The sequence below is a fragment of the Comamonas guangdongensis genome (assembly GCF_041079535.1).
GTDB classification, from domain to species: domain Bacteria; phylum Pseudomonadota; class Gammaproteobacteria; order Burkholderiales; family Burkholderiaceae_C; genus Comamonas; species Comamonas guangdongensis.
Map to the genome: position 1 here is coordinate 83,379 of NZ_JBFYGN010000010.1, position 12,112 is coordinate 95,490.

Here is a 12,112-nt window from a genome sequence, read left to right on the forward strand (position 1 = left end):
TGCTACTGAAAACAAAGCGGCTTGCGCCGGTTTTGAGTGGATTTCAGATACGAACCTGTCTGAAACCATTTGAGAGCCAGCGCAAGCCGCTTCTTTTTCAGGACTTCGGTTTGAGAATGCCGTAGCGCGCCAGCGTTTTCTCGCGCGCGGCCGCATGCTCCACCACCGGGTACGGGTAGCTGTGGCCAAGGCTGATGCCGGCCTCGGCCAGCTCCAGCGGCCTGGCCAGCCAGGGCGCATGGCGCAGCCCGGGCGCCAGCCGCGCGACTTCGGGCACATAGCGCGCGATGAAACGGCCCTCGGGGTCGAATTTCTGGCTCTGGGTGACGGGGTTGAAGATGCGGAACCAGGGCTGGGCATCGCAGCCCGTGGAGGCCGCCCACTGCCAGCCGCCGTTATTGGCCGCCAGGTCGAAGTCGTTGAGCTGTTCGGCAAACCAGGCCTCGCCGCGGCGCCAGTCAATGCCCAGATCCTTGACCAGAAAACTGGCCGCGACCATGCGCAGCCGGTTGTGCATATAGCCGCTGCTGCTGAGCTGGCGCATGGCCGCATCCACCAGCGGGTAGCCGGTACGGCCCTCGCACCAGGCGGCAAACAGCGCCTCGGCCTCGGGTCCGGTTTCCCAGGCAATCGCGTCATAGGCCGGCTTGAAGCTGCGCTCCACCACATGCGGGTGGTGGGCCAGGATCTGGAAATAGAAATCGCGCCAGATCAGCTCCGACAGCCAGGTCGCCGCAGCTTCGCGTGCCTGGGCGTCCCAATCCTCGCGCTGCATGGATTCGTGGGCGATGCGGGCCAGCTCGCGTATCGACACCGTGCCGAAGCGCAGATGCACGCTGAGGTAGCTGGGCCCCTTGAGGGCTGGATAGTCGCGCGCCGTCTTGTACTGCGGCAGGCGCGGCAGAAAGTCGGCCAGCAGCCGGCGCGCGCCGCCGATGCCCGTGGGCAGGCGCAGGCCGTTCAGCGTGCCCGGCGCAAAGCCCAGCTCGGCAGCCGTGGGAATAGGGCGGCGCTCGGCTTCGGGGCGATCCGCGAGCTTGGTCCGCAGATCGCGCTCGCTGGGGTAGCTGGAGAGATAAAAGGGCGTGATCTTGCGCAGCCAGGCATTCTTGTAGGGCGTGAAGACCGAAAACGGCGACAGGCTCTGGGTCAGCACCTCGTCGCGCGCGAAGATACGGTGGTCCTTGAAGCGCAGCAGCAACTGCCCCTGGGATTGGAGGCTGCGTTCCACCTGGGCGTCGCGGGCGAGGGCTGAGGGTTCGTCGTCGTCGTTGCAGAACACGGCGGCCGCATCCAGCTGCTGGGCCAGGGCCGGGATGATGTGCTGCGGCAGGCCGCGGCGCGTGATCAGCCCGGCTTCGGGGCGGCCCGCGGCGCTGCGCAGCGCCTGGTCCAGCTCGGTCAGGCTCTGGCAGATGAATTCCACGCGCCGGTCCGCCTGGGGCAGGCCGCCGAGGATGGAGTCGTCGAAAACAAAGACGCAGTACAGCTTTTCACATTGTTGCAATGCGTGATAAAGGGCCGCGTTATCGGCCAGGCGCAGGTCGCGCCGGAACCAGATCAAGCCCACAGGGTAAGAAGGAGTCATGGATCGCCGGTAAAATCGCAGCATGTCTGCAGAATCTGCGCCTATCAACTTGACGCACCACTTCCTGATTGCCATGCCCGGTCTGGAAGATGAGTCGTTTTCGCGCAGTGTGGTTTACCTGTGCGAGCACAGCGAGCGTGGCGCGCTCGGTCTGATTATCAACAAGCCCTCCAAGCTCAGCCTGCAAGGCCTGCTGCAGAAAGTGGATTTGGGCCTCAAGCGCGAGGATTTGCGCAACGAGCAGGTGTTTAGCGGCGGTCCGGTGCAGACCGATCGCGGCTTTGTGCTGCACGAGCCCATGCTGATCGAAGGCGCGCCCGAGAACGAATCGGCCTATGCCTCGACCATGACCATTCCCGGCGGGCTGGAGATGACCACATCCAAGGATGTGCTCGAAGCGCTGTCGGATGGGGCCGGTCCCAGGCGCGTGCTGGTCACGCTGGGCTATTCCTCCTGGGACGAGGGCCAGCTCGAATCCGAGATCGGCGAAAACGCCTGGCTGACCGTGGAAGCCGACCCCGAGGTGATCTTCAACACCCCGGTGGAAGAGCGTTACGACCGCGCCCTGGGCCTGCTGGGCCTGCAGCGCTGGATGCTGTCTCCCGAAGCGGGGCGCGCATGAGCGATATTTCTTCTTCCAACAAGGCCGCCGATGCGGCCTTTTCCTCGACTTTTTCCTCGGCCGAAAATGCGGGCGCCAAGCCTGCGGCCGCTCCGGTACCGCAAAAGCCCGAGGTGCCTGCGTATTTCCAGCAGTTCCTGGGCTTTGACTTCGGCATCAAGCGCACCGGCTGTGCCTCGGGCAACCGCGTGCTGGGCGGCGCCAGCCCCTTGCCGACCATCAAGGCCGAGGGCGCGGAGGCGCGGCTCGCGGCCGTGGACAAGCTGATCCGCGAGTGGCAGCCCCAGGCGCTGGTGATAGGCGTGCCCTACCATCCCGACGGCGCGGCGCACGAGAACACGGCGCGCGCGCTGAAATTCGGCCGTCAGCTCAGAAGCCGCTTCAAACTGCCGGTGTACGAGGTGGACGAGCGCTACAGCACGACGGAGGCCCTGGCGGGCGGCGCACGCGACGCCGACGCGGCTTCGGCCTGCATCATTCTTGAACAGTTTTTGAGGAGTCTCCCATGAGTGAAACCATTGCCGGCCAGGGCAGCCTGATCCTGGATGCCGAAGCCCTGTATAGCGAACTGCTGCGCGGCGTGCAGCGCCTCATGGGACCCAATACGCGCCTGGCCGGCATCACCTCGGGCGGCGCCTGGCTGGTGGAGCGCCTGCACAAGGACCTGAACCTCAAGGGCAAGCCCAGCGTGCTGTCCTCGGCCCTGCACCGCGACGACTTCGCCCAGCGCGGCATGGCCACCAGCGCCCAGACCCAGATCGGCTTCGACGTCAATGGCGCCGATATCCTGGTGCTCGACGATGTGCTCTACACGGGCCGCACCGTGCGCGCCGTGCTCAACGAACTCTATGACTACGGCCGCCCCGCCAGCGTGCGGCTGGCCGTGCTGGTGGACCGGGGCGGGCGCGAGCTGCCCATCCAGGCCGACTTTGCCGCAGCGCGCGTGGCGCTGCCGGCCGACCGCTCCCTGGCGCTGGCGCGCGACGAGGGCGGTGTGTTCCATTTCCGTATCCAAGAGGCCTGATCGTGCTGTACAAGCGCAACCCCCAACTCAACAAGAACGGCGAGCTGATCCACCTGCTCTCCACCGAAGGGCTGTCCAAGGACATCCTGACCCAGATCCTCGACACGGCCAGCAACTTCGTCAGCGTCAACGACCGCGAAGTCAAGAAGGTGCCGCTGCTGCGCGGCAAGAGCGTGTTCAATCTGTTCTTCGAGAACAGCACGCGCACCCGCACCACCTTCGAGATCGCGGCCAAGCGCCTCTCGGCCGACGTGTTCAACCTCGACATCGCGCGCAGCTCGGCCAGCAAGGGCGAGACCCTGCTGGACACCATAGACAACCTCTCGGCCATGGCCGCCGACATCTTTGTCGTGCGCCACAGCGAGTCGGGTGCTCCCTATCTGATCGCCAAGCATGTGGCCCCCCATGTGCATGTGGTCAATGCCGGCGACGGCCGCCATGCCCACCCCACCCAGGGTCTGCTGGACATGTACACCATCCGCCACTACAAGCAGGATTTCTCCAATCTGCGCGTGGCCATCGTGGGCGACGTGCTGCACTCGCGCGTGGCGCGCTCGGACATCCATGCGCTGACCACGCTGGGTGCTGCAGAAGTGCGTGTTGTCGGCCCCCGCACCCTGGTGCCTGCCGATATGGCCAGCATGGGCGTGCGCGTGTTCCACAACCTCGAAGAGGGCATCAAGGACTGCGACGTCATCATCATGCTGCGCCTGCAGAACGAGCGCATGAGCGGCGCGCTGCTGCCTTCGAGCCAGGAATACTTCAAGAGCTTCGGCCTGACCGAAAAGCGCCTGGAGCTGGCCAAGCCCGATGCCATCGTCATGCACCCCGGCCCCATCAACCGCGGCGTGGAGATCGACTCCGCCGTGGTGGACGGCCCGCAGGCCGTGATCCTGTCGCAGGTGACCTTCGGCATCGCCGTGCGCATGGCGGTCATGTCCATCGTCGCGGGTAACGAAGCCTGATGGAGCATCAGGCCATCCCCCTGAGCGGCTGCGCCGCTTCCCCCTTCTCTCGCAGCGCTGCTGCGGGAAGGGGGACGACGCCCTCGCCTGGGCGGCCCCGCCGCGAGGCGGCTCTTGCTCGGTGTCCCTGGCTTGGGGTGTGGCGGTTTCGAAAGTAATGTACATATTTATAGCTGCTAGCGCTTATGGGATAAGGGCTCGTGGCCAATTTGGTGCCAAACCATGAAGATTCTGATTCGCAATGGCCGGGTGATGGACCCGGCACGAGGTTTCGACCAGCAGGCCGATATCGCCATCGCCGGCGGCAAGATTGCCGCCATCGGCTCCGTGCCCGTCGATTTCGGCGCCGAGCGTGAAATCGATGCCCAGGGCTGCTGGGTGCTGCCCGGTCTGGTCGATCTGGCCGTGCGCCTGCGCGAGCCCGGCCACGAGCACGAGGGCATGCTGCAGTCCGAAATGGCGGCTGCCGCAGCCGGCGGCGTGACCAGCCTGGTCTGTCCGCCCGACACCGACCCCGTGCTCGACGAGCAGGGCCTGGTGGAAATGCTCAAGTTCCGTGCCGAGAAGCAGCACAGGTCGCGCCTGTTCCCCATGGGCGCGCTGACCGTGGGCCTCAAGGGCGAGACGCTGACCGAGATGGCTGAGCTGACCGAGTCCGGCTGCGTGGCCTTCGGCCAGGCCGATGTGCCGCTGTCCAGCATCACCACGCTCAGCCGTGCGCTCAGCTACGCCAACACCTTTGGCTACGCCGTGTGGCTGCGCCCGCAGGACAAGGATCTGGGCAAGGGCGTGGCGGCCAGCGGTGCGCTGGCGACTCGCATGGGCCTGGCCGGGGTTTCCGTGGCGGCCGAGACGATTGCGCTGCACACCATCTTCGAGCTGATCCGCGGTTCGCAGACCCGGGTTCACCTGTGCCGCATCTCCAGCGCCGCCGGCGTGGAGCTGGTGCGCCGCGCCAAGGCCGAAGGCCTGAACGTGACGGCCGACGTGTCCATCAACTCGCTGCTGCTGACCGAAAACGATATCGGCTACTTCGACAGCAGCGCTCGCGTGGTGCCCGTGCTGCGCCAGCAGCGCGACCGCGAGGCGCTGTCTGCCGCACTGGCCGACGGCACGATCGACGCGCTGGTCTCCGACCACTGCCCGGTGGACGAAGACGCCAAGGTGCTGCCTTTTGCCGAGGCCGAGCCCGGCGCCACCGGTGTGGAGCTGCTGCTGTCCGTGGCCATCAAATGGAGCCGCGAGCAGAACGTGCCGCTGGGCCGTGCGCTGGCCGCCGTCACTTCGGCGCCTGTGGCCGTGCTGGGCCAGGCTCTGGGCGAGCAGCAGGCGCTGCTGGGCCAGCTCAAGGAGGGCGGCGTAGCCGATCTGTGCATCGTGGACCCGGATGCCGAATGGACGGTGGCGCCCAAGGCCTTGACCAGCCAGGGCAAGAGCACGCCTTTCAACGGCTACGAGCTGCCGGGCCGTGTGCGCTGCACGCTGGTCGACGGCCGGGTAGCCTTTGAAACCACCCTCTGAGACGCCTTCCCCCTGAAGGGGGACGGCATCCCCGCTGCGGTGCGGCCGGCTCAGGCCCTTGCTCGATGTCTCTGGCCTGGGCCGTGCCGGGTGTATTTGCCGCGGCGCGTATAGAGCGCGGCAGAGCAACGGAGTTTTTTCGAATGATGGCAAACGGTCTGCGCAAAATCAAAACCAGCCTGCGTGCTGTCTGGCGGGGCGCGCGCCTGCTGGCGCATCTGCTCAAGGGCGCGTGGATCGTGGCTTTCCGCTTTCCGCGGCTGCATTACTGGCAGCAGCACGAGCATGTGCAGGCCTGGGCCGCGACCCTGCTGGTGCGCGCCGGAGTGCAGCTGGAGATCCGGGGCGAGCCGCCCGCCAAGGGGCCGGTGCTGCTGGTCAGCAACCATATTTCCTGGCTCGACATCCCCTTGCTGCATGCGGCGCGCCACTGCCGCTTCATCTCCAAGTCCGACGTCAAGGGCTGGCCCATCATAGGCACGCTGGCCACGGCCGCGGGCACGCTCTATATCCAGCGCAGCTCGCGCCGCGATGCGCGGCGCATGGTCTCGGCCATGGAGGAGGCTTTCAAGCGCGGCGAAATCCTGGCCGTGTTTCCCGAAGGCACGACCAGCGACGGCCGCGAGCTGCTGAGCTTCCACTCCAATCTGCTGGAGGCCGCGGTGCTCTGCGAGGCGCCGGTGCTGCCCGTGGGCCTGCGCTTTGTCGACGGCGCCACCGGCGAGACCAGCTACGCGGCCACCTATGTGGGCGACGAAACCTTGCTGGGCTCGATCTGGCGGGTGCTCAGCTCGGAGCAGCTGGTGGCCGTGGTGCATTACGGCGAGACCGAAACCGCACAGGGCCGCGACAGGCGCATCTGGTCCAGGGATCTGCGTTCCGAGGTGGACAGGCTGCGCCAGAGCTAGGCCGCAGCCCAGGCATTCCTGCAGGCGCGAAACCCGTGTAGGCTGCGCGCATGCATGCCAGAGTCCTGCGCTATCTAGACGAAGTGGTCCGCCGCGGCTCCATCCGCAAGGCGGCCGAACATCTGCATGTGGCACCCACGGCCGTGAACCGGCAGATCCTCGATCTCAAGATCCGCTGATTCTGCCGGTGCCGGCCCTGACCATACGCAGTCTGCTCAACGAAGCCTTCGCGCGCAGTGCCATCGAGGTCACGCCGGTAGCCGAGTCCACCTCCATGGCCTTGATACAGCGCTTGGTCATGCTGGGCGAGGGCATTGCCCTGCTCAATGCGCTGGATGTGCTTGAGGAGCTTGAGGAGCTTGAGCGCGGCTCGCTCAGTTTCGTGCCTCTGCGCGATGCGCATCTGCAGCGCCAGACCCTGGTGCAGTTCGTGCGCAAGGGCGCGGAGCTGAGTGCCGCTGCGGCACTCATGGCGGCAAGCATCGAATCCGCGCTGGCGCGGCTCTTCGCCAGAAAACACTGATTCTCTGCTGTCCACATTTTGTGGACATGGTTGGCGCAATTCAACGCTATCGCGCGCTTGGGGGCCTCTCTAGACTGGCGCTTCTTGTTTAGAGAGAAAGAAACCCATGACCCTGATTGCCCTGAATGCCGATGTACTGGTCACCATGGATGCGCAGCGCCGCGAGATCAAAGGCGGTGCGCTGGTGGCCGACGGCCCCGCCGTGCTGTGGGTGGGCGCCACGGCCGAGCTGCCGGCGCAGTACCGCCGCATGGCCGACGAGGGCCAGGCGCGCGTGCTGGACATGCGCGGCAAGGTCGTGACCCCGGGCCTGGTCAACACCCACCACCACATGTACCAGAGCCTGACGCGCGCCGTGCCCGCGGCCCAGGACGCCGAGCTGTTCTCTTGGCTGCAGAACCTCTACATGCTGTGGTCGCACCTGACGCCCGAGATGATCCATGTCTCGACCCAGACCGCCATGGCCGAGCTCATGCTGTCGGGCTGCACCACGACCAGCGATCACCTGTACCTGTTTCCCAATGGCTCGCGCCTGGACGACTCCATCGCCGCCGCGCAGCAGATGGGCATGTGCTTTCACGCGGCGCGCGGCTCCATGAGCCTGGGCCGCAGCAAGGGCGGCCTGCCGCCCGATGTGGTGGTGGAGGAGGAAGAGGCCATTTTGCGCGACAGCCTGCGCCTGATCCAGCAATACCACGACGGCTCGCGCCACTCCATGCTGCGCGTGGTGCTGGCGCCATGTTCGCCGTTCTCGGTGACGCGCGATCTGATGCGCGAATCGGCCGTGCTGGCACGCGCCCACGGCGTATCGCTGCACACCCACCTGGCCGAGAACGACAACGACGTGGCCTTCTCGCGCGAGAAGTTCGGCCTGACTCCGGCGCAATACGCCGAGGACCTGGGCTGGGTGGGTCGCGACGTCTGGCATGCACACTGCGTCAAGCTCGACCCCGAAGGCATTGCTCTGTTTGCGCGCACCGGCACCGGCGTGGCGCACTGCCCGTGCTCGAATATGCGCCTGGCCTCGGGCATTGCGCCCATCCGCAGCATGCGCGACGCCGGCGTGCCCGTGGTCCTGGGCGTGGACGGCAGCGCATCGAACGATGGCGCCCACATGCTGGGCGAAGCGCGCCAGACCATGCTGCTGCAGCGCGTGGGTTACGGCCCGGCGGCCATGAGTTCCCGCGAGGTGCTGGAGATCGCCACGCTGGGCGGCGCGCGCGTGCTCAATCGCGACGACATCGGCGCGCTGGCGCCCGGCATGTCGGCCGACTTCGTGGCCTTCGACATGGAGGACGTGGCCTATGCGGGCGCCGGCCACGACCCCGTGGCGGCGCTGGTGTTCTGCACGCCAGCCAATGTGTCCAGCAGCGTCATCAACGGCCGCGTGGTGGTCGAGGACGGCCGCCCAGCTTCATCACCACCACGCTGCTTTCGCTGCAGCACCTGCTCGCCGCCCTGGGCGGCATCATCGCCGTGCCGCTGGTGTTCGGCGGTGCGCTCAAGCTGCCGGCCGACCAGATCGTGGCCCTGGTCAATGCGGCGCTGCTGGGCTCGGGCATCGTCACCATCATCCAGTGCCGCGGCGTGGGGCCGGTCGGCATACGCCTGCCCTGCGTGATGGGCACGAGCTTCGCCTTTGTCGGCGCGGGCATCAGCGTGGGGCTGGAGCACGGCGTGCCCGGCATCCTGGGGTCCTCGCTCGTGGGCTCGCTGGTGATGATCGTCGGCAGCTTTTTCATGCCGGTGATCCGCCGCTTCTTCCCGCACACCGTGACCAGCGTGGTCGTGACCATGATCGGCCTGTCGCTCACCCCCGTGGCCGTGGACTGGGCGGCGGGCAGCGTGGGCAGCGGCGGCTATGGTGCCGTGGGCAATCTGGCGATTGCCGGCTTTGTGCTGGCGCTGGTGATCGGCTTTGTGCAATGGGGCAAGGGCGTGGTCTCGGCATCGGCCGTGGTGCTGGGCATTGCCTGCGGCTATCTGCTGTGCCTGGCTCTGGGCCTGATCGACTTCACCCGGGTGCGCGAGGCGCCGATCTTCGCGATTCCCCAGCCGCTGCATTTCGGCATGAGTTTCCCGGTGTCGGGCATCGTCGCCATGTCCATCGCCTTTCTCGTGACCATCGTCGAGACCACCGGCACCTTCATGGCCCTGGGTGCGGCCACGCAGACGCCGATCCGCGGCAAGCGCCTGGCCAGCGGCATGCTGTGCGACGGCGTGGGCTCGGCCTTTGCCGCCGTGATGTCCAGCCCGCCGGTCTCCACCTTCGCGCAGAACGTGGGCGTGGTTTCGCTCACCGGCGTGGCCAGCCGCCATGTGGTGATGCTGACCGGCGTGATGCTGCTGCTGGCCGGCCTGTTTCCGGTGCTGGGCGCGCTGGTGGTGACGATTCCCCAGCCCGTGCTTGGCGGTGCGGGCCTGATGATGTTCGCCATGATCATCTTGGCAGGCATCCGCATGCTCAGCAGCTGCGAGCATTCGCGCCGCAGCAGCCTGATCATCGCGGTCTCGCTGGGCTGCGGCCTGGCGGTGACGGTGCGCCCCGATCTCCTGTCCAAGATGCCGGCCTTTGTGCGTGAGGTCTTCGGCTCGGGCATCACCGTGGGGGCTTTGGTGGCCGTGGGCCTGAACCTGCTGCTGCCGGGTCGTGAAGTGGACGCGCACGAAGAAGACGAGGAGGGCGCTGCCGCCGGTCCCGTCGCCGCCTCGGCGTCCGCTGCATAAGCCGCGGTTGAACAGGGCTGCGCGCAGTGCAGCGAATACACTGCGCGCATGACTACCGCCCCCACACTTCGCAACGACATCACCATCTTCCACAACAACCGCTGCAGCAATTCGCGCGGTGCGTTGGCCCTGCTGCGCGAGCATGGCATCGAGCCCCAGATCGTGGACTACATCGCCACGCCGCTGACGGCGCCCGAGCTGGCGGAGCTGATCGAGCACCTGGGTGTGCCCGTGCGCGATCTGCTGCGCACCAAGGAGGCCGAGTACAAGGCTCTGGACCTGGACCAGGCCGGCGTGAACGATGCCCAGCTCATCGCCGCCGTGGCGGCCCACCCGGTGCTGCTCAACCGCCCCATCGTGGTCACGCCCAAGGGCGCCAGGCTGTGCCGCCCGCCCGAGCTGGTGCTGGAGCTCATCTGAGCTCGACAGCACGGCATGCATAGGCCTTGCAGGCCTTGTGCAGCAATTGACTGCTGCTCCTGTGTTTAGGATTTCCGAAGAAAATTCGTGGCTCTAAGTCTGGCCTAAGTGTGGTATTTCACACTTGCTTTCAACGTCACCCATGCGGTGTTTCTTTGAAAGGTTTGCCATGAATACACTTTTGTCCACTCCCCGCAGGCTGGTACTGGCTCTGGTGGCTGCTGGCGCCATCGGCGCGCTGGGCGCCACCGGCGCCGGCCTGGTCGGCGTGCGCAGCGAGGTCCATGCCCAGGCCGCGGCCCCCGCGGTGCTGGCGCAGCCCGCGGCCATGAACCTGCCTTCGGTGAATGCTCCCAATTTTGCGGATATCACGGCACGCAACGGCGCGGCCGTGGTCAATATCAGCGTGGTCGGCACCTCGCGCTCCATGGGCGACGACGAGGGCGATGACGCCAGCGAGCGCCAGGGTTCGCGCCAGGCGCCGCAGGGCATGGATCCCGACGATCCCTTCTTTGAATTCTTCCGCCAGTTCGGCCTGCCCGGAACCGGGCCGCGCGCCCAGCAACCCGATACGCCCATGCGCGGCGAAGGCTCGGGCTTCATCGTCTCCAGCGATGGCGTGATCCTGACCAATGCCCACGTGGTGCATGGCGCCAAGGAGGTGACGGTCAAGCTCACCGACCGCCGCGAGTTCAACGCCAAGGTGCTGGGCCAGGACCCCAAGACCGATGTGGCCGTGCTCAAGATCAATGCCAAGGGACTGCCCACGGTCAAGCTCGGCCAGACCTCGAATCTGCGCGTGGGCGACTGGGTGCTGGCCATAGGTTCGCCGTTCGGCTTCGAGAACAGCGTGACGGCCGGCGTGGTCAGCGCCAAGGGTCGCTCGCTGCCCGATGACTCCTTCGTGCCCTTCCTGCAGACCGACGTGGCCATCAATCCCGGCAACTCGGGCGGCCCGCTGTTCAATGCGCAGGGCGAGGTGGTGGGCATCAACAGCCAGATCTACACGCGCTCGGGCGGCTACCAGGGCGTGTCGTTCGCGATTCCCATCGAGGTGGTCACGCGCGTGCAGCAGCAGATCCAGTCCACGGGCCGCGCCCAGCATGCCAAGCTGGGCGTGAGCGTGCAGGAGGTCAACCAGGCATTTGCCGACTCCTTCAAGCTCGACAGGCCTGAAGGTGCGCTGGTGGCCAGCGTAGAAAAGGGCGGGCCCGGGGCCAAGGCCGGACTCGAGCCTGGCGACGTGGTGCGCAAGGTCGATGGCACGCCCATCGTCGGCTCCGGGGATTTGCCGGCCTATATCGGCCAGGCCATGCCCGGCCAGAAAGTGACGCTGGACATCTGGCGCAAGGGCCAGGCCCGCACGCTGACGGCCACCCTGGGTGACGCCAGCGACAAGACGGCCAAGGTGGCCAAGAGCGCGCCCGATGCCGACAAGGGCAAGCTGGGCCTGGCGCTGCGCCCGCTGCAGCCCGAGGAGAAAAAGCAGATCGGCGTTGACTCCGGTCTGCTCGTGGCCCAGGCCAGCGGTCCGGCCGCAGCGGCCGGCATTGCCCGGGGCGATGTGCTGCTGTCCATCAACGGCGCTCCCGCAGGCAATATCGACGAGGTACGGGCGGCCGTGGCCAAGGCCGACAAGACGGTGGCCGTGCTGATCTGGCGCGATGGCAACAAGATTTTTGTGCCCGTGCGCCTGAACTGAGACCCTGCCGCGCGAGAAAACCGCATCCGCTCCGGGTGCGGTTTTTTTTGATCTGCGCGATTGATATGAAACAGAAATTGCCTGAAAGAATTGGTTGCAGGCGGGCTTTTCC

The 12,112-nt window shown here is 66.5% G+C and carries 10 protein-coding genes and 2 pseudogenes; 11 read left to right on the plus strand and 1 reads right to left on the minus strand.

What is annotated here, in order from left to right:
* Positions 1-97 precede the first annotated feature (97 nt).
* Positions 98-1,588 carry a cryptochrome/photolyase family protein gene (locus AB6724_RS10965; RefSeq protein ID WP_369338557.1) on the minus strand — a complete coding sequence of 497 codons (1,491 nt, stop codon included), beginning with the start codon at positions 1,586-1,588 and terminating at the stop codon, positions 98-100.
* Between the two features lie 22 nt (positions 1,589-1,610).
* Here AB6724_RS10965 and AB6724_RS10970 point away from each other — a divergent pair, with 22 nt between their 5' ends.
* The 11 genes and pseudogenes from AB6724_RS10970 (at position 1,611) to AB6724_RS11020 (ending at position 12,000) form a co-directional block, all read left to right on the plus strand.
* Complete coding sequence (locus AB6724_RS10970; RefSeq protein WP_369338558.1) at positions 1,611-2,210, plus strand: YqgE/AlgH family protein; 600 nt, start codon at positions 1,611-1,613, stop codon at positions 2,208-2,210.
* Positions 2,207-2,719 carry a Holliday junction resolvase RuvX gene (ruvX, locus tag AB6724_RS10975; protein ID WP_369338559.1) on the plus strand — a complete coding sequence of 171 codons (513 nt, stop codon included), beginning with the start codon at positions 2,207-2,209 and terminating at the stop codon, positions 2,717-2,719. The genes AB6724_RS10970 and ruvX overlap by 4 nt, the downstream gene beginning before the upstream one ends.
* Positions 2,716-3,234 carry a bifunctional pyr operon transcriptional regulator/uracil phosphoribosyltransferase PyrR gene (pyrR, locus tag AB6724_RS10980; RefSeq protein ID WP_369338560.1) on the plus strand — a complete coding sequence of 173 codons (519 nt, stop codon included), beginning with the start codon at positions 2,716-2,718 and terminating at the stop codon, positions 3,232-3,234. Before ruvX ends, pyrR begins: the two co-directional genes overlap by 4 nt.
* A gap of 2 nt (positions 3,235-3,236) precedes the next feature.
* Positions 3,237-4,199 carry an aspartate carbamoyltransferase catalytic subunit gene (locus tag AB6724_RS10985; RefSeq protein ID WP_309279188.1) on the plus strand — a complete coding sequence of 321 codons (963 nt, stop codon included), beginning with the start codon at positions 3,237-3,239 and terminating at the stop codon, positions 4,197-4,199.
* Positions 4,200-4,421: 222 nt separating this feature from the next.
* Positions 4,422-5,720: a dihydroorotase gene (locus AB6724_RS10990; RefSeq protein WP_369338561.1), complete on the plus strand. Its 1,299-nt coding sequence runs from the start codon at positions 4,422-4,424 to the stop codon at positions 5,718-5,720.
* A 146-nt stretch (positions 5,721-5,866) separates the two neighbouring features.
* Positions 5,867-6,628, plus strand: a complete 762-nt coding sequence (locus tag AB6724_RS10995; protein WP_369338617.1) for a lysophospholipid acyltransferase family protein — start codon at positions 5,867-5,869, stop codon at positions 6,626-6,628.
* 50 nt (positions 6,629-6,678) lie between these two features.
* Positions 6,679-7,151 (plus strand): annotated as a pseudogene (locus AB6724_RS11000) (LysR family transcriptional regulator).
* A gap of 106 nt (positions 7,152-7,257) precedes the next feature.
* Positions 7,258-8,559: pseudogene (locus AB6724_RS11005) on the plus strand (8-oxoguanine deaminase); the annotation flags it as partial.
* Positions 8,496-9,878 carry a nucleobase:cation symporter-2 family protein gene (locus AB6724_RS11010; RefSeq protein WP_369338618.1) on the plus strand — a complete coding sequence of 461 codons (1,383 nt, stop codon included), beginning with the start codon at positions 8,496-8,498 and terminating at the stop codon, positions 9,876-9,878. The pseudogene AB6724_RS11005 and the gene AB6724_RS11010, both read left to right, overlap by 64 nt.
* Positions 9,879-9,926: 48 nt before the next feature.
* The gene (gene arsC / locus AB6724_RS11015; protein WP_369338562.1) at positions 9,927-10,298 is read left to right on the plus strand and encodes an arsenate reductase (glutaredoxin); all 372 of its coding nucleotides are present in this window, start codon (positions 9,927-9,929) and stop codon (positions 10,296-10,298) included.
* Between the two features lie 169 nt (positions 10,299-10,467).
* A complete protein-coding gene (locus AB6724_RS11020) occupies positions 10,468-12,000 on the plus strand; it encodes a Do family serine endopeptidase (protein ID WP_369338563.1) in 1,533 nt (510 codons plus the stop codon).
* Positions 12,001-12,112: the final 112 nt, after the last annotated feature.

Coding starts and splice junctions, on each gene's coding strand:
- AB6724_RS10965 (WP_369338557.1), bottom strand. CDS start 1,588: ATGACTCCTTCTTACCCTGTGGGCTTGATCTGGTTCCGGCGCGACCTG.
- AB6724_RS10970 (WP_369338558.1), top strand. CDS start 1,611: ATGTCTGCAGAATCTGCGCCTATCAACTTGACGCACCACTTCCTGATT.
- ruvX (WP_369338559.1), top strand. CDS start 2,207: ATGAGCGATATTTCTTCTTCCAACAAGGCCGCCGATGCGGCCTTTTCC.
- pyrR (WP_369338560.1), top strand. CDS start 2,716: ATGAGTGAAACCATTGCCGGCCAGGGCAGCCTGATCCTGGATGCCGAA.
- AB6724_RS10990 (WP_369338561.1), top strand. CDS start 4,422: ATGAAGATTCTGATTCGCAATGGCCGGGTGATGGACCCGGCACGAGGT.
- AB6724_RS10995 (WP_369338617.1), top strand. CDS start 5,867: ATGGCAAACGGTCTGCGCAAAATCAAAACCAGCCTGCGTGCTGTCTGG.
- arsC (WP_369338562.1), top strand. CDS start 9,927: ATGACTACCGCCCCCACACTTCGCAACGACATCACCATCTTCCACAAC.
- AB6724_RS11020 (WP_369338563.1), top strand. CDS start 10,468: ATGAATACACTTTTGTCCACTCCCCGCAGGCTGGTACTGGCTCTGGTG.